This is a genomic window from Methanosarcina sp. (assembly GCF_049706645.1).
Taxonomy (GTDB): Archaea; Halobacteriota; Methanosarcinia; order Methanosarcinales; family Methanosarcinaceae; genus Methanosarcina.
This window is the reverse complement of sequence record NZ_JBNAKP010000028.1, coordinates 33,489-50,269: the sequence shown is the minus strand read 5'-3', so window position 1 is coordinate 50,269 and position 16,781 is coordinate 33,489. Positions and strand designations below refer to the sequence as shown.

Annotated in this window: 12 protein-coding genes; 7 read left to right on the top strand and 5 right to left on the bottom strand. The window is 43.4% G+C overall.

The features are described from left to right. Positions 1-42: 42 nt before the first annotated feature. The 3 genes from ACPK8D_RS11135 to ACPK8D_RS11125 all read right to left on the bottom strand — a co-directional run bounded on the left by ACPK8D_RS11135 (position 43) and on the right by ACPK8D_RS11125 (position 2,369). The gene (locus ACPK8D_RS11135) at positions 43-861 is read right to left on the bottom strand and encodes an alpha/beta hydrolase (RefSeq protein WP_424717917.1); all 819 of its coding nucleotides are present in this window, start codon (positions 859-861) and stop codon (positions 43-45) included. Between the two features lie 25 nt (positions 862-886). Further along, positions 887-1,054 carry a preprotein translocase subunit Sec61beta gene (locus tag ACPK8D_RS11130; RefSeq protein WP_424717916.1) on the bottom strand — a complete coding sequence of 56 codons (168 nt, stop codon included), beginning with the start codon at positions 1,052-1,054 and terminating at the stop codon, positions 887-889. Between the two features lie 295 nt (positions 1,055-1,349). Next, entirely contained in the window at positions 1,350-2,369 is a 1,020-nt protein-coding gene (locus ACPK8D_RS11125) for an S-methyl-5-thioribose-1-phosphate isomerase (RefSeq protein WP_424717972.1), read from the bottom strand. Between the two features lie 590 nt (positions 2,370-2,959). Here ACPK8D_RS11125 and ACPK8D_RS11120 point away from each other — a divergent pair. Further along, entirely contained in the window at positions 2,960-4,060 is a 1,101-nt protein-coding gene (locus ACPK8D_RS11120; protein WP_424717915.1) for an inositol-3-phosphate synthase, read from the top strand. Positions 4,061-4,252: 192 nt separating this feature from the next. Here the strand turns inward: ACPK8D_RS11120 and radB are convergent, their stop codons facing one another. Beyond that, positions 4,253-4,948 (bottom strand): DNA repair and recombination protein RadB, encoded by a 696-nt coding sequence (gene radB, locus ACPK8D_RS11115; RefSeq protein ID WP_424717971.1) that lies wholly within the window; start codon positions 4,946-4,948, stop codon positions 4,253-4,255. Between the two features lie 774 nt (positions 4,949-5,722). Between radB and ACPK8D_RS11110 the strand changes: the two genes are divergently transcribed. The 5 genes from ACPK8D_RS11110 to ACPK8D_RS11090 all read left to right on the top strand — a co-directional run bounded on the left by ACPK8D_RS11110 (position 5,723) and on the right by ACPK8D_RS11090 (position 14,347). Beyond that, positions 5,723-5,974, top strand: a complete 252-nt coding sequence (locus ACPK8D_RS11110) for a glutaredoxin family protein (RefSeq protein WP_424717914.1) — start codon at positions 5,723-5,725, stop codon at positions 5,972-5,974. A 79-nt stretch (positions 5,975-6,053) separates the two neighbouring features. Further along, a complete protein-coding gene (gene nrdD, locus ACPK8D_RS11105) occupies positions 6,054-8,438 on the top strand; it encodes an anaerobic ribonucleoside-triphosphate reductase (RefSeq protein ID WP_424717913.1) in 2,385 nt (794 codons plus the stop codon). Positions 8,439-8,484: 46 nt separating this feature from the next. Further along, positions 8,485-9,267: an anaerobic ribonucleoside-triphosphate reductase activating protein gene (locus ACPK8D_RS11100; protein WP_424717912.1), complete on the top strand. Its 783-nt coding sequence runs from the start codon at positions 8,485-8,487 to the stop codon at positions 9,265-9,267. 492 nt (positions 9,268-9,759) lie between these two features. Continuing rightward, positions 9,760-10,782 carry a thiamine-phosphate kinase gene (gene thiL, locus ACPK8D_RS11095; protein WP_424717911.1) on the top strand — a complete coding sequence of 341 codons (1,023 nt, stop codon included), beginning with the start codon at positions 9,760-9,762 and terminating at the stop codon, positions 10,780-10,782. Positions 10,783-10,954: 172 nt separating this feature from the next. Continuing rightward, a complete protein-coding gene (locus ACPK8D_RS11090) occupies positions 10,955-14,347 on the top strand; it encodes an S-layer protein domain-containing protein (RefSeq protein ID WP_424717910.1) in 3,393 nt (1,130 codons plus the stop codon). A 424-nt stretch (positions 14,348-14,771) separates the two neighbouring features. On the opposite strand, the gene ACPK8D_RS11085 is transcribed toward ACPK8D_RS11090, so the two are convergent. Beyond that, positions 14,772-15,293, bottom strand: coding sequence for a helix-turn-helix domain-containing protein (locus tag ACPK8D_RS11085; RefSeq protein ID WP_128503196.1), 522 nt, complete (start codon positions 15,291-15,293; stop codon positions 14,772-14,774). Positions 15,294-15,682: 389 nt separating this feature from the next. On the opposite strand from ACPK8D_RS11085, the gene ACPK8D_RS11080 reads away from it, so the two are divergent. Beyond that, positions 15,683-16,723: an ABC transporter substrate-binding protein gene (locus tag ACPK8D_RS11080; RefSeq protein ID WP_424717909.1), complete on the top strand. Its 1,041-nt coding sequence runs from the start codon at positions 15,683-15,685 to the stop codon at positions 16,721-16,723. Positions 16,724-16,781 lie beyond the last annotated feature (58 nt).

Here is a 16,781-nt window from a genome sequence, read left to right as displayed (position 1 = left end):
CAAAATGATTTTCATATACAGGATATTTCTGTTTCAATAAATTCAGCTGGGGATTAAGCCCATATTCTTTACTTTCAAAAGAAGAGCGAGTTCCTTTTCAAGATAAGGGCGCATTGAGGCCGTATATCCGTGTGTTGCCTCAGTGACGTTATACATCGCTTTCGGCTCTTTCGCAAGGGCAAAGGTTCGGAGTGCCAGGTCGTGGGAGATTACGGTATCATTAAAGGAATGAATCTGCACGAATTTCGCAGGCAGTAAGGTGGAGAGATAGGTGTCAGGATCGATTTCCGGCTGGGCCGCAAGCACGTCTGAGGCTTTGAGGGCGTCGTAAACCATGCTATATTCCAGGGGCTCAAGGCCGGCCCTGAAAAGTTCAAGGTCTCTTTCCATGTTTATGCCGCCGAGATTGCGCTGGTCAAGAGTGAGAGTTGCATACTCCATCTTAGAGAGTTCCACAGCCAGTCCCTGCTCGGCTTCCTTGTTAACCCCTGCTCCAGGCAGCAGAACCAGGCCCAGAGGAGAAGAGGATTTTGCAGGAAGCCTTAAGAGAGCCTGAAGATTTTCCCCCCGGCTTTCAAAAGACAGTAATTTTAAAGTATCGGAGTCTTCAGGGGCGTATAGATCTTCGATTTTCTGAGCTGTAAATGCTGGCTCTTCTCTTTCTGGAAAAGTTAGAGTGCCTGCTTCCGAAACCTCCCAGGGAGCCGCAGCGTCTGCAGAACCGGAAGGATTGTACAGGACCCTAAAAATACCTACAAGTATGAGGAGAAAACCCAGGAGAAAAACTGCGGGTTTAGAGGTTCTGGTCCCTGAAAAAGCCCTGTGTTTGCTTTCTTTTTTTCCTGAACTACGCCTGCTCAAGGGAACCCTGCCAAAAGAATTGTGGTTACGGCCAGAAACCGTTTGCAGCACTTAAGAATAATACTGCTATGCCAGTAATGGCGCCGATAATCAGCACTGTCTTGGGCTGGATGTGAACTGCATTTTTATCTGCTTCATAATAGCGCATGAGCCCTGCAGAGGACTGGAGCCCGGTACCTGATTTTTTAGCCATGTGTTAACACCTGTGAATATTTAATTAGAATATAATTAGAATATGAATTTCATTATTATATCTGCCTGTAATAGATTGTTCTGGCATGTGATAAAATAATTATCTGGGAATTGATAGTTTATCTGGAGATTGACAGTTAAAATCTAGGAAATTTAACCTAACTGTTTAATTTCCTATTAACTTTGGTGATTATCACATAATTTACAGTTCTGATATATAAATCCAGCAGAGAAATTTCTTAACAGCCAGAGTTCAGAAGGGTTGATTGGAGTCCATCCCCTTTAAGCGGGCAATCTCAAACAAGTACCTCGTCCAGCAGGAAGGGCGGGTAGAATATTCCTTTCTCAGTAAATACCACAGTTACGTTTTCCATGGGAGTTGCGTCAAAAGCAGGATTGTAAACCTCCACGTCTTCCGGGGCAAGCTGCTCAGAACCGAAAAAGCGAAGTTCATCCGGATTTCGCATCTCGATTTTTACGCTGCCTTCCCAGCCATTGAAATCAAAAGTAGAGATAGGGGCTGCTACGTAGAAGGGAATTTCATGCTCTTTTGCAAGAATGGAAAGGGAATATGTGCCTATTTTGTTGAAAATTACATCCTGGGTAATCCTGTCAGCTCCTACAAGCACGCTGTCTACAAGTCCCTGCCGCATTACCCAGCCAGCCATGGAGTCCGAGATAAGGGTTACTGGAATTTTATCCTGCATCAGCTCCCATACAGTGATCCTGCTTCCCTGGTTAAGAGGCCTGGTCTCACAGGCAACGACCTTGATATCTTTACCTTCAGCAATAGCCGAACGCACAACCCCAAGGGCTGTACCCCAGTCTACACAGGCGAGCCTGCCTGCGTTACAGTGTGTGAGTACGGTATCTCCATCCTTCAGGAATTTTGCCCCGGATTTGCCTATTAACCTGTTAATGGCTACATCTTCTTCCGCAATATCCCTGGCTTCCTGAAGGGCAATGTCCCGGACTCCCTGAACATCAAAGGCATCCGAAATCGCTCTCAGGACTCGGTCTACACCCCAGCTAAGATTTACCGCCGTGGGGCGAGTTGACTTAAGGGTTTTTCCCGCAACTTCAAGGTCTCTTGTTATTGTATCGATATCTCTGGCTCCGCTCAGGAAAGCTGCAAGGGCAATCCCGAAACCTCCTGCTGCACCGAGAGCAGGTGCACCTCTTATCCTGAGAGCCTTTATAGCCTCGCAGAGAGAACTCAGGGTTTTGCATTCTATGATCCTGTACTCTTTCGGGAGCAGGGTCTGGTCTACCAGCACTACGGAGTTGGACTCTTCCTTCCAGTCAATTGTCCTCATTAGATCACTTTCCGATGTAAGCATCAGGTTCTGCCGGAGAAATTTCCGGTTTTCTTTTCAAGCTTCCCATCAGATAAAAACTTATTCAACTCACAGGGCTAATCACATTCTTCTCTTGTTGCCCTCTCTTCTTTGTTTCTCCGCGCAACCTGACAAATTTAAAATTAAATGTGTTAATTAAAATGAAATTAATTACAGATACCTATCCTTAAACTTAAGAATGGCTGGAAAAATTCTAGCAGGTGAAGCTCCCTGCGGCCAGCTCTCAGAATAAAAATTTTGTTTAAAAAATAAATAACACGTATTAGGTATATATAAATAAACATGCCATCTTTTCCCAGAGAGGCAAACTTAGATATAATAGATTTATAGAGTAACAGAGCAAATAAGACAAGGTTTAAAATCCATAGCTGAGATACAGGAAGTCATATTCTCAGAAATACAAATTCTTAAATTTCAGGGACCTTGAATCCGTAAATCCTTGAATCTGTAGATTTCAGAAATCGTAAAAGATCTGTCATTTCATTAATGTGGTTATTTCATTAATGCGGTTTATGAGAATCTGGATATTCATCGGAGAGTAAGCGCTTATGACAAAAATAAAAATAGCAATTGCAGGGATCGGGAACTGTGCAAGCTCTTTGATACAGGGCATTGAGTACTACAAAGTAGAAGGTAAAGAGCCCATAGGACTTATGCACAGGGAAATTGGAGGGTATAAGCCCGGCGATATCGAAGTCGTTGCTGCCTTTGATATCGATGCCAGGAAGGTAGGAAAAGATGTTTCCGAGGCTATCTTTGCCCCCCCGAACTGCACAGCGGTTTTTTGTCCTGATGTTCCGGCCACAGGTGTGAAGGTTAAGATGGGCAGGGTCCTTGACGGGGTCTCTGAGCATATGAAGAATTATGAGGAGAGTTATACCTTTGTTGTCAGCAAGGAACAGGAAGCCACAAAAGCAGATATTGTGAACGAACTTAAGAATTCGGGTGCCGAGATGCTTCTCAATTACCTGCCTGTAGGTTCTGAAGAAGCAGTCCGTTTTTACACCGAGTGTGCCCTTGAAGCAGGTGTGGCTTTTATAAACAATATGCCTGTTTTTATCGCAAGCAATCCTGAATGGGCAAAGAAGTTTGAAGAAAAGAATATTCCGATTATTGGCGATGATATCAAAGCCCAGCTCGGAGCTACTATCACGCACAGGGTTCTTGCAAGCCTTTTCGAAAAACGAGGCGTAAAGCTCGAAAGGACATACCAGCTCAATACCGGAGGGAATACGGATTTCCTTAACATGCTCAACAGGAACAGGCTTGCTTCCAAAAGGGAATCAAAAACCGAAGCCGTTCAGTCCGTGCTCTCCCGGAAGCTTGCAGACGATAACATTCACATAGGACCTAGCGACTACGTAGCCTGGCAAAAGGACAATAAAGTATGTTTTCTGAGAATGGAAGGCAAGCTTTTTGGAGATGTGCCCATGAACCTTGAACTCAGGCTTTCGGTAGAAGACTCTCCTAATTCCGGAGGTGTGGTAATCGATGCCATTCGCTGCTGTAAGCTGGCTCTTGACCGTGGAATCGGTGGAGTGCTATATTCTCCGGCTTCATATTTTATGAAACATCCGGCCATCCAGTACCCTGACGATGAGGCTTACAGGCGGACTGAAGAGTTTATCGCCGGAACCCGGGAACGTTAAACCGGGACAAATTCCTGTAAAAAGTAGATTTCGAAGAATCCCGGGAGTGCCCGGGAATTTCAGGTTTTTATCCAGAATTAAACTTTTAAATCAGAGTTTAAGTTTTATTCCACTCAGAAATTAAGTTTTTCTGTGTGGAATCGTTTTTAGAAAGCTTTTTCAAGAACTCCTTTCCGATTTCTTTTATCCGGTTTAGCGAATTCCTTCAGCCGTAATTCTAAACTCCGCACTCGAACCTTCCGGACGGGAGCGGTGTTTGTACAGAATGGCGCGCCTGGTTCCTTCACCTGTTTTTTCCAGCCGGATGATCATCTTTGAGATATGTTCCAGGGAACTGCCGCCAAGCGGGCGCACCCCTCCTGAAGTAATATCGGAATATACCTGGTTGGTTATGACGGCAACAAAACCGTGTTTGCGGGCAAGAGCATGTAAAAATCCTATCTGGCTGGCAAGTTCTCTGCGGCTTTTGATGCCTGTCTCATCGTCTTCAAGCTCGTACCTGTAGTATGAGGTTGCAGAATCCAGTATCACTAGACCGATATTCTCGCCTGCTATTTTCTCCACTTCCCTTACGGCCGCATACTGCTCTTCAAAGTTCAGGGGTTCGTAGATAATGATACTCCTGGCTATCTCTTTCGCATTTTCTCCTGCAATCTGCTTGAAGCGGGCAGGGGAAAGCCCTTCGGTATCTATGAAGATGACCCTCTGCCCTTGATTTACGCATTCCACTGCAAGCTGGATACAGATATTTGTTTTCCCGGTTCCTGCAGGTCCGAAGATTTGATTTACGATGCCTTTCTCGAAACCTCCTCCCAGAAGTTCGTCAAGGGGCTTGCAGCCGGAAGATAATAATTTCTCTATGAAGTGACACCTCTTTTTCTGCTTGATAAATATAACTGACCCATGATATAACGTTTTTTTGTAATTTTCAACCTTTTCAGGAAGATTAAAGATTTTCTAAAAGGAATAAAAACTGTAAAGCGGATATAAAAGAAATGCTCAGCTATCAATTTCCAGCCCTGAGTCGAAGAAAAAAAGATTTCACAACAGTACGCTGAAAATGGGGACAATCTCTCAGTATTATCTTCCAGAGTTTCAAGGAATAATGCCTTATATATGTTAGCCGTACCTGTATCCGGCAAAGCGACTTCATATGTCTTTTAAAGCCTCCTGTGCTTGAAATTGTCTTTTTAAAGAGAGCCGTTTTTCAAAAACAGGAATCCTTAAATCTATTACCAGATCTGATAACAAAGAGAGGATCATTGTATACAAAATAAAGGTGTTATTGTATCCAGACCTGAGGTGAAAAACCATTATTAAGTCATACGGCATTCAGAATATTTACCTGAAAATAAAGGCCGTCTCCATTCAATAGAATGGACAAACTATATCCAGAGGGGTATTTTTTAGAAGCTGCACCCTGTTCCGATATTACTGACTGACACTTGAGAATACACATTTATAGGGATTATAAGGGTTAGCTGAGGAATGGTAACCCATGTGGGGTTTTGTTTTACTGGTGTAATGCGCCCTGTACCTGCGCGCTCACTCTGTAAACAATGGAAATAAACACAATATGTAAGAAGGGAACAAATCCCGCGCAAAAAACGGCAACTAAAAATCAGATTAAGAATTAGAGTAAAAATCAGAGGGACATAAAGCATGGCAAAAATAATAGTGTATACAACGGAACGCTGTCCGAAATGCAATAAATTAAAAAATTTCCTGGAAGCACACTCAGTTGCTTTCGAGATAGCAGATATGTCTACTCCCGAGGCTCTAACGGAACTGCGTTTCAACGGCGTCTTCACAGTGACAGCACCTGTTTTACAGATTAATGATACTTTCCTTACGCACGAGGAACTCTTCCGTGGGGGAGAAGTAAACCCTGAGAAAATCCAGGGAATCCTGTGATGAAAGCGATCTGAAAATTAGAAATAACTTGAATAATTCTGCAAATTCCTTTCTTAAAACAGTTACTGAAGATGAGAAAATGACAGCCGAGATCCTCTTACCCGATGACCAGTTATCTGACAACCAATCAGCGCAGAAGCCGCTTGAAGAGTTGTCCGTCTCTCCTCTCCCCAATGATGACGAGTTGTCTGACAACCAGCCAGTGCAAAAGACCCTTGACGGGCTGTCCGTCTCCCCACTCCCGAAGGTAAGGACAACCGATGGTTTCATTCTTAACTGGGATAGGAACATCATTGTAAACCAGCTCCTGAAAGAAACAAAACTAAGCGAAATTTTCTATAATAAACCTTCAATCACAAAAGAAGAAGCCCTTGAGATTGCAAAGGAAGCTGAAAAGATTATTCGAAAGATGAATATCAAGTTCCTATCAGGTCCTCTTATCCGGGAAATCGTAAACAATATCCTGCTTGACAGGGGTCATGTCGAGTGGAGAAATATCATGACCAGGGTCGGGGCTTCGGTCTACGATGCATATGAAATCGATTCCGGATACGGCTTTGAGGCAAACGATAACGCAAACCAGCTAAATAACGCCGAAACCTCACATAAAAGAAAAGCCGACAAGATGTCCAAGGAACAGAATCTCCTTCTGATGCCAAAAGAGCTTGCAGACTTACACCTGAATGGGGATTTTCATATACATGACCTTGAGTACATGGGCACCAGGCCTTTTTGCCAGGATTGGGATCTTCGATACTTTTTTTACTATGGGCTTATGCCTGACGGGGTAGGAACCCAATCAAGCGTGGCAAAGCCTGCAAAGAATGCCGAGGTAGCTTTCCTTCATGCCGTAAAAGCTATGGGTTCGGCTCAGACCAATTTCGCAGGTGGGCAGGGTTTTTACAATTTCCTGACTTTTATGGCTCCCTATCTGGAAGGCAAGTCCGAAACCGAGATCAGACAGCTTATGCAGATGTTCGTCTATGAAATGATGCAGATGATGTGCGCAAGAGGCGGACAGACGGTCTTTTCATCCGTACAGCTTTCCCCCGGCGTTCCAAAGCTCTGGAGAAACATTCCGATTGTTGCTATGGGTAAGGTCTGGGACGGCAAACAGGCTCCGCTCAGAACCTATGGAGAATTCGAAAAAGAAGTTCGCCTTGGATTTAAGGCTCTCATGGATGTCATGCTTGAAGGAGACGCCTGGGGCAAACCTTTCAGTTTCCCCAAGCCCGAGATTTCCATTGAGCCTGACTTTATGGAAGAAAATGAGGAATTCAACAGGACACATCCCGAGCTTCCGACTTACAGAGGGCTGTACAGAATGACCTTTGAGCTGGCTGCTAAATTCGGGACTCCCTATTTTGATAACCAGCTTCCGGAATACAGGGGCGCAGGAGAGGGAATTTCATGTTATCAATGCTGTGCCTATCAGTTTTCTGCAAACCCTACGGATGATAAAGAATTCAATGACAAACTTCATTTCAAGAACGGAAAACACTTTTCAATGGGCTCATGGATGGTCCTGTCTTTAAACTGTCCCAGGGCCGCATACAGGGCTGAACATGATGACGAAAAACTTTTCAATGAGCTCAAGACCCTGATGAACAGGGGTGTGGAAATCTTCAAAATCAAGCGAAAATGGATGAACAGCCTGATCAAGAAAAACAGGATTCCGTTTGCAGCGCAGTGTCCCAAAGATCCGAATACCGAGGAAAAAGGGGCAATGGCTGTGGATTTCGAAAGCCTGGTGTATACTATAGGAATAGTAGGGATTAATGAAATGGTTCAGTACCATACAGGCCGCCAGATCCACGAGTCTCCAGATGCATATAAGCTTGCAATCAGGGCTATGTTTGAGATGAAGATGCATGCTCAAAAGCTTTCACAGGAAACCGGTATGGAAATTGCTCTTGCAAGAACGCCTGCGGAAACGACAGCCCAGCGTTTTGCAGTTTCGGACCTCCTGCATAAGCAATATGCTGACAAAGCCGAGCTCACAATTAAAGGGGATGTGAAGGCTGCAAAAAGAGAGCTAAGCCAGACTCATGATCTGCCAATCTACTATACCAACGGGACTCATGTCCCGCCTGGTGCAAATGTGTCTCTGCCTGAAAGAATAAGGTATGAACACACTTTCTTCCCGATTGTAGACGGCGGAAATATCATGCATATCTGGCTTGGGGAAGGAAAGCCAGATCCTGATGGCTTGCAGGAGCTTGCCATGAATATAGCAAAGAATACCCAGACCGGTTACTTTGCCTTTACCCGGGATATGACTGTGTGCACTGACGAGGGTTATGTAGCCGACGGCCTGCTGGACAGATGCCCGAAGTGTAAGTCTGAAAACGTGCAGCACCTCTCAAGGATTACAGGATACCTTCAGTCCGTAGAAGGCTGGAACAAAGGCAAGCGCCAGGAACTCCTGGACAGAAAACGATACAGTACGGAGGAACTCAGGTAAGAGTTCCTTAACCCTTTTTACATAAAAGTGTGAGAAACGGTAAGTCATGAAAGTAAACTACGCAGGTGCTGTCCCGCTTTCAACCCTGGACTGGAGAGGGAAAGCGGTGATCACTATCTTTTTTCGGGGATGCCCCCTTCGTTGCCCCTACTGCCAGAACCATCCCTACCTGCAGGGGTGGGAATCCGTAGAACTGGACTTTGTGAAAGAACAGATTAAAAAATCTAAACCCTTTGTGAGTGCAGTCGTATTTTCAGGAGGGGAACCCCTGATGCAGGACGCGATTGTGCCTCTTGCAGAGTTTGCAAAAGAAATGGGGCTTGCGATTGGGATTCACACAAACGGCTGCTATCCTGAAATGGCCAGGCAACTGGTTAAACAAAAACTGATTGATAAATTTTTTATTGATATAAAAGCTCCTCCGGATGATCCCGAACTTTACGGGAAAGTTACGGGCTGTGGACAATCTGAAGCCGTGAAAAAGACTTCTGAACAGATTACTGCATCTGTAATAGAAACGCTCGAAATTGTAAATTCCTGCGTCCTGGAACTGGAACTCAGGACAACACTAATCAGGGATTTTATCGGAAGCAGGGACGAAATTGCCAGCATAGCTGCCTGGATCTCGGAACATATTAAAAACAGGGAAGTTACGTATGTATTGCAGCAGGGGATTCCGGAATACAGCTTGCAGGAAAATTTAAGAGAAATACGGGCTCTGAAAAGGAAAGAACTATACGAACTTGGGGGAATCGCAAAAAGCTTTCTGGGAAATGTGAGAATAAGAACAAAAGAAGGCGGAGAGGAAATCATTTCCGATTCGAGATGATATTTCCAATTCTTCTTTTTTAAATTTATATTTTTCAGTTATTTTTCTTCAGTTATTTTTCTTCGTAACTTTTTATTTAATTCTTTTTCTTCAGTTACTCTTTATTTCCCTTTTCAAACTCTAGCACTTTCTCTTTTCAAACTTTTCTTTCAGACCTTTTATGGAAAACCAGATTTTAAGTTCAAATGAATTTGAAGTTTACAAAAGTCTTATACATCCCAAAAGATAAAAGGCAAAATGAAGCACTTGGGAAATTTATTCGAGAAATTTATTCAAGAAAATTTATTTGTTCGATGCTTGCGGAGAGGTGTTAGAACTTCTGGAATAATATCTCGCTGAATACCGAAAATTTCTGTGTTAATACTACTAAATTTTTGTGTAACGCGCAAAATTACACAAATTAGATAAAGGAGAGAAACTCAGTGCATTTTGCTCACAGAGGGCACATGTTTATAAAAATGAATGCAAAACTTATCCTTTTCAAAAAAGACCATGAAAGACACAAGAGTATCTTCAATCGGAGAGCGCGCTTTAATCTCCATCTTATCTGAGATTTTTAAAGCCCCTGATGGCAAGAAGAAAGGACAGGAAGGAATCCTTATAGGTGCAGGTTCGGATGACTGCGCCGTCCTTGACCTGAAAGGCGAAGACTGCCTGGTTGTTACTACTGATATGCTGCATAGGACCACGGATTTTCCGGAAGAGATAAGCCCCTGGCAAATGGGCTGGATGTCAGCGGCCGTAAACCTCAGTGACGTTGCAGCCATGGGTGCAGAACCAGTAGGACTTGTTATGGCAATTGGAATGCCTGCAGATACTGAAATTGCTTTTGTTGAAGAACTTGCAAAAGGTATGCAGGCGTGTGCCGAATTCTGCGGAACTGCGATTATTGGAGGCGATCTTGACACCCACGCAGAACTGACAATGACAGGGACGGCACTGGGCAGGGTAAAGAAAAGCCAGCTCCTTCTCCGGCGCGGAGCAAGGCCAGGGGACCTTGTCTGCGTCACGGGATATACAGGAGCAGCAGGAGCAGCTCTGAAAGCTCTCCAGTCGAGAAAGCCAGTAAGTGAAACCATCCTGAAGGCGCTTTTTGAGCCCATTCCGCGCACGAAAGAAGCCGGACAACTGGCCGGGTCCGGAGCAGTCACATCCATGATGGACACGAGTGACGGCCTTGCAATGTCCCTTTACGACCTTGCCAGGCAGAGCCGGGTGGGTTTCAGGATTCGGGAAAATGCCCTTCCTATCCTCAGGGAGGTCCGGGAATTTGCTTCAGATTCGGACGAGCTAAGAGAACTTGCCCTTTACACGGGCGGAGATTTCGAACTTCTTATTACAATTGACCCTCAAAAGCTGAAAAAAGTACAAAATATATGTAACTTAACTGTTATAGGAGAATGCACGAAGTATGAAACGGGCATCGTACTTGAATCCCCCGAATGCGAGCTTACAACTATAGCACAGCGAGGATACCAGCAGCTAAAAGCCGAAACAATTGATAGATCCTCCTGATTAGAAATTAACCAAGACCTCAGATCCCCCAGATCAAAACTTAGAGTTATAGAGAAAAGCAAAAGTTATTGATTTAATTTCACAGAGATCATAAAAACAAAATAAATTTGAAAATTTCTAACATAAAAGTTAACAAGTATAATTTATGCACAAGGTTCAGAAGGATAAAAACATGAACAAAGCTATTTTACAGATATTTACAGCACTTCTGGTGTTAGGATTATTTTGCGGAGCTGCAACTGCAGCACCCATCGCAGATTTTACCGCTAACATAACAGAAGGATACCTGCCTCTGAGTGTGGCTTTCCAGAATCAATCCGAAAACGCAACCTCGTGGCAATGGGACTTCGGAGATGGAAACACCAGCATCGACCAGAACCCTACAAATACCTATACCAGCGCAGGGAAGCACCAGGTAAGCCTGACCGTAACCGATGCCAATGGGACATCTAATACGAAAAATGATGTCTACATAAACGTTTTACCTCCAGAGTCAGCTGCTGCTTTTGAAGCAAATGTTACGGAAGGAATAATTCCTTTAACTGTTGCCTTTACTGACAAATCAACAAATACTGTATCACGGCAATGGAGTTTTGGAGATGGGAACAGCAGTCAGGAACAGAATGCTACAAATACCTATACCAGCGCAGGGAAGTACCAGGTAAGCCTGACCGTAACCGATGCCAATGGGACATCTAATACGAAAAATGATGTTTACATTACCGCATTAGCTCCAACAGAGTCGGCTGCTGCTTTTGAAACAAGCGTTACCGAAGGAATAATTCCTTTAACTGTTACCTTTAATGATAAATCAACCGATGCTAAATCCTGGGAATGGAATTTCGGAGAAGGAAGTTCAAACAGCACAGAACAGAACCCTACATATACCTACACCAGTGCAGGCACATACAAGGTGACCTTAACTATAACCGATACCAGTGGGAACCAGCGAACATCGAGTAAAGATATCAAAGTAAGTTCCGCAAACAGCGGATACAGAATCTGGGAAGAGGGAATGCCCGAAACTTACACATGGACTGCCCAGAGTTATTCAGGCTTCTATTATGATCTTGACTCTGGAGTATCTTCAGAAAACATGACTATTAAAGATATAAAAGACAGAAGCATAGATTCAGGGAATATTGAGTACGTCACAAAACCTACTGAAACCGATTTTGAATACGGTAATTGGGGCTCGTACCAGATAATAGGATTCATGGCTGAGAAATACTTCGCAGGCTATACTACAGATGGTTCCAAAGTTATAGGGGATGATGTCAGCCCTATTTCCAACGGTGTCCTTTCCAAGATTCTAATCGACAGCGACGATAAAAACTCCGCATATTCTGGAGATTCTTTTACCCTCGAAGAAGGATATTCCCTGAATATCGTGGAGGTCGATGTTAATGGAGAATCTGTCTGGGTCCAGCTCGAAAAGGACGGAGATGTAGTAGACGAAGCCTTTGTCACCTCAGGTGATAACTATGCTTATGAAACCGATCTTGGAGAAGCAGAAGAAGTACCCATAATAATTGTCCATTTCGGCACAGTATTTGCAGGAGCCGAGACCTCTGCTGTCTTCGTACAGGGTCTCTTCCAGATTTCGGATAATTATGTCGAACTTGAAAACGGAGACACCTTTGGAGAAATGGAAGTAACCTCCCTTAGCAGCAGTGAAATAAAAATGAAGAATGATGATAACGTCGGACTTGATCAGGGAGAAACAATAGACCTTATGGGTAAAATACAGATTCAGGTCGCTGATGACAGCAAACTGCGCTTTGCCCCGGTCCTTGACACCTCGGAAGCCGGTATTTACGAGCTGCGCGGGACTGTCTATGACGAGAAGATTAACAACAAACCTCCTAGCTGGACGCCCTTTAATTTTGAAGGTTTCTATTACAACATAGATGAAGGAATTGGGACTGAAAACCTGACAGTAGAAGAGTTTGGGAACGGGGATATACCTCCAGGCAAACTTCTCTACAAATCCGAACCTCAGGCTGTTGATTTTGAACACAAAGAATGGGGCAACTTCACAGTTGTTGGTTTCATGGCAGAGAAGTACTTTGCCGGATATACTGATGGTTCCGTTAAAGGAGCTGTTGATGATGTGAGCCTCCTTTCGGACAGTATCCTTTGTAAAGTTCTTACAGACAGTGATGACAAAGAGTCCATGAATTCAGGTTCTGCCCTTACCCTTGAAGAGGGTTATTCCCTGAATATCAACGAAGTTGATGTTAATGGAGAATCTGTCTGGGTCCAGCTCGAAAAGGATGGAGATGTAGTAGATGAAGCCTTTGTCACCTCAGGTGATAACTATGTCTATGAGACTGATCTTGGAGAAGCAACAGACGTACCCCTCATCATAATCCATTTCGGCACAGTTTTCTCAGGCACTGAGACCTCTGCTGTTTTCGTACAGGGTGTTTTCCAGCTCTCGGACGATTATACTGAAATCAACAATGGAGATACCTTTGGCGAGATGGAGGTTAGCAGTGTCTCAGAAAGCGGCATTATAATGAAAAACGATGATGATATCGGACTTGGCCAGGATGAAACCATCGAGATTATGGGCAATGTCAGTTTCAAGACTGCTGATGACAGTACCCTCAGGTTCTATCCCTTTGTGGAGGTTGAAACCGGCGGTGAAGGAAACAGCAGTAACTCATTGAAAATAACCGTACCAGATGAAGTCTATGCCAATGACAAATTTAATATCGAAGTGACTGCAGGTGGAGAAGCAGTAGAAGGTGCCACAGTATCGGTCAACGAAAGTAGTGTAGGCGAAACCAAGGATGACGGAATCGTTGAGTATACTGCTGAAGAGGTAGGACCCCTCAAGATAACTGCAGAAAAAGACGATTACAAAACTGCAAACAAGAATATCAACGTCATTCCTCCGAGAGAGAAGATGACATTTAGCATTTCACCTGAGACAGTTTATGTCGGCGACACCCTGAAAATTGAGATTGTCGAGGCAATCGGTGGCGATCCTATTGAAGATGCAAACATCTCAATTAATGGTAATGTCGTTAACAAAACAGGGTCCGACGGAAAAGCTGTCTATACGACAGATAGAAGCGGTACTCTTAAACTGGAAATAACAAAGGAAGGATTCCTGAACCAGGAAGCAAATGTAAAAGTAAGAGACTTTGAAGCTATCTTCGAATTCTCAAACCTGGTAGTTGAGCCTTTGGAAGTAAGTGCAGGAAAAGATGCGACAATCTCGGTTGATGTCGGAAACACAGGCAATGCTGCAGGGAATAAGAGTGTAGAATTGCTTGTTAACGGAAACGTAACCGACTCAAAAGAAATTTCCCTGGATATAGGGAAAAATGACACTGTAACCTTTGAACACGTAGAAGAGGTGCCAGGAACCTACAGGGTAGAAGTTGGAGGAGAAACCGCAACCTACACCGTAAAAGAAAAGTCTTCCTTACTGCTCTATGCTCTTGGAGCCATTGTCCTGTTAATAGTCGGCGGAGCTGCTTATTTCTTCACAAAAGGCGGCGGAGATATTGGAATGGTTCAGGAAAAGATACGTGAACTTACCAGGAAATAAATCAGGAAAGATAAAAAAGCAGGAAAATAAAGTTCAAAGACAAAGAAACAAAACCTGAAGAAACACAGTTTAAAGAAACAAAACCTGAAGAAATAGAATTTAAAGAAACGAAACTCGAAGAAATAAAAATTCAAATGAATAGAAATTAGAATTCCCGCGTTTCAAATTAACACGGGTCTTTTCAATTTTTAAAAACAATTCATTATTTGATCAGACCTTATTCAGGTTTGATTCAGATTTGACTCAGACTTGATTCAAATTTGACCCAGACTTAGTCAGATTTGACTCAGACCTGATTCGGGTTTGGTTTAATTTAGCAGTTTCTGAAGCTTTTGTCTGTAGAAATTTAAGTATTTTTATTCCAGGCTGTGAAGTATTTTTCAGTTTTTATTTATCCAAACATTATCCTGGCTTTTTCTAACGATTACTCCATCTTCTTGAGCGCAAGTTCAATAGCGTCTATGAGGCTGCTCTTCGGGATAATTGTTGTCACAGGAATATTCAGGATCTTTTCCACGGTCGGGCTCACTATGGGAGCGCAGACCAGGGCTTTTGCTCCATCCCTTTCGGCATTAACGGCTGCAATTATGGCTTCTTCCATTGAGGTTGCCGAGTATTCCCTGATTGTGACCAGCCTGCCAGCTATCTTTTTCTTTGTTTCTACAATATTGTCAAGTACCGAGCGAGCTGCAATTACAGCGATAAAATCTCCACTGTCTGATTCTTTAATATCGCGGATGGTTTTCACGATCTGGCGAAGGGTTTTAATGTTGGGGTCCCGGTTCCCTGACAGGATCTTGTAAAGGGTACTTGGCGGGATATTTGCTTTTTTGGCGAAATCCACAGCAGTGAGGTTAAGATCCTCTTTAATCACAGTGGAAAGCGTTTTTTGAAAAACCTCATCGGATTCGAATGCGGATTTGATAACCTTGTCTGCAACATTCATAAAATTCAACCTTTTAAATCACGTAAAGAGTTTTTAATGTTGGTAAATAATTTACGTTTCACAGAAGATTTAGTCCTTAATGAGAAATATGCCCAGATATATTAATACATTTGGGTCATAATCAAGACGGCTTTGAGAAGTTATATATAGGAAGTGTAAAAAAATATTAATATCCCATCCGGGAATTTACTTTTTATTTTTACTGGAATTCTTATCTGGAGAAATATAAACTCTTCGCAAAAGAGTTTATGGAAGGCTGACAAAAGAAAGATGGAGAGCCTGTTAAGTTTTCCTTAAGAAGGCCTGATTTCAAAAAATGTTATTTAGAGAATGAAGTTTATCATTTATATGGATTATTATCAGTTTGTAAGGATTATCGAGGTGAAGCTTTGAAAAAACTAGGCATACTCACACTTACTTTATTGCTGCTCGCATCGATCTTCGTATCCGGCTGCGCATCCGATGGTGAAAACGCATCCGAAAACGAAAACGGAGCTGAAGAAGCCGCTGCAATTACCGAACTGAATATTGGCTATCAGCCAAGTACCCATCAGATCGCATATATGACTGCAGCTGGAAAAGGGTGGTGGCAAGCAGACCTTGCACCATATGGAATTACAAAGATCAATGAATACCAGTTCCCGACAGGAGCACCTGAAATGCAGGCTATGCTGGCTGGAGACCTGGATGTCGCCTATGTCGGCGCAGCCCCTGTAATTACAGCTCTCAGCCAGGGACTTGACGCAAAGATTGTTACGCCTGTACAGATAAACGGTTCAAGTCTTGTTCTTCGGCCCGAGCACGAATATGAAAACCCTGAAGACTTAAGAGGTCTAAAAATCGCTACTTTCCCTCCAGGGACGATTCAGGACACCCTGATCAGGAATTGGCTTAAGGAAAACGGGCTTGACCCTGATAAAGATGTAACGATCCTTGGGATGACCCCAGGAGATGCTGTCACTGCTATTTCAGCCAAACAGGTTGATGCTGTCTTCCTGCCCCACCCCTCCCCAACAGTTGTAGAAAGAGAAGGTAACGGGCGTACCATAGTGCAATCTGGAGAGATGGAAGCAAACCATTCCTGCTGTGTACTTGTCGTAAGCGGAGAACTTATCAGGGAACATCCGGATATTGTAGAGCAGATTGTGAAGACCCATATTAAGGCAACTGAGTATAACCAGGCAAATGTGGACGAAGCTGCCCAGATATATTCAAATAAGATTAACGAAGATATTGAGACCGTAAAGAAATCTCTTAACGAATGGGATGGGGCCTGGATCACAGATCCCGCACTGATTGAAAACTCAGCTGTCAATTACTCAAATGTTCAGTATGAACTTGGGTACATTCCGAAATCTCTGACACAGGAAGAAATCTTTGATACAAGCTTCTATGAGAATGTTACCAGTGAGGGACAAACCCAGGAATAATAAAGAATGAAGTTAAAATAAAGATCGGTTGTCTCTGTCTTATAAGAGGCAACCTCAA

Bases quoted from the DNA above. Each gene is read 5' to 3' on its own strand.
- ACPK8D_RS11085 (WP_128503196.1), bottom strand. From the start codon at position 15,293: ATGAATGTTGCAGACAAGGTTATCAAATCCGCATTCGAATCCGATGAG.
- ACPK8D_RS11125 (WP_424717972.1), bottom strand. From the start codon at position 2,369: ATGAGGACAATTGACTGGAAGGAAGAGTCCAACTCCGTAGTGCTGGTA.
- ACPK8D_RS11130 (WP_424717916.1), bottom strand. From the start codon at position 1,054: ATGGCTAAAAAATCAGGTACCGGGCTCCAGTCCTCTGCAGGGCTCATG.
- thiL (WP_424717911.1), top strand. From the start codon at position 9,760: ATGAAAGACACAAGAGTATCTTCAATCGGAGAGCGCGCTTTAATCTCC.
- ACPK8D_RS11100 (WP_424717912.1), top strand. From the start codon at position 8,485: ATGAAAGTAAACTACGCAGGTGCTGTCCCGCTTTCAACCCTGGACTGG.
- ACPK8D_RS11110 (WP_424717914.1), top strand. From the start codon at position 5,723: ATGGCAAAAATAATAGTGTATACAACGGAACGCTGTCCGAAATGCAAT.
- nrdD (WP_424717913.1), top strand. From the start codon at position 6,054: ATGACAGCCGAGATCCTCTTACCCGATGACCAGTTATCTGACAACCAA.
- ACPK8D_RS11090 (WP_424717910.1), top strand. From the start codon at position 10,955: ATGAACAAAGCTATTTTACAGATATTTACAGCACTTCTGGTGTTAGGA.
- ACPK8D_RS11120 (WP_424717915.1), top strand. From the start codon at position 2,960: ATGACAAAAATAAAAATAGCAATTGCAGGGATCGGGAACTGTGCAAGC.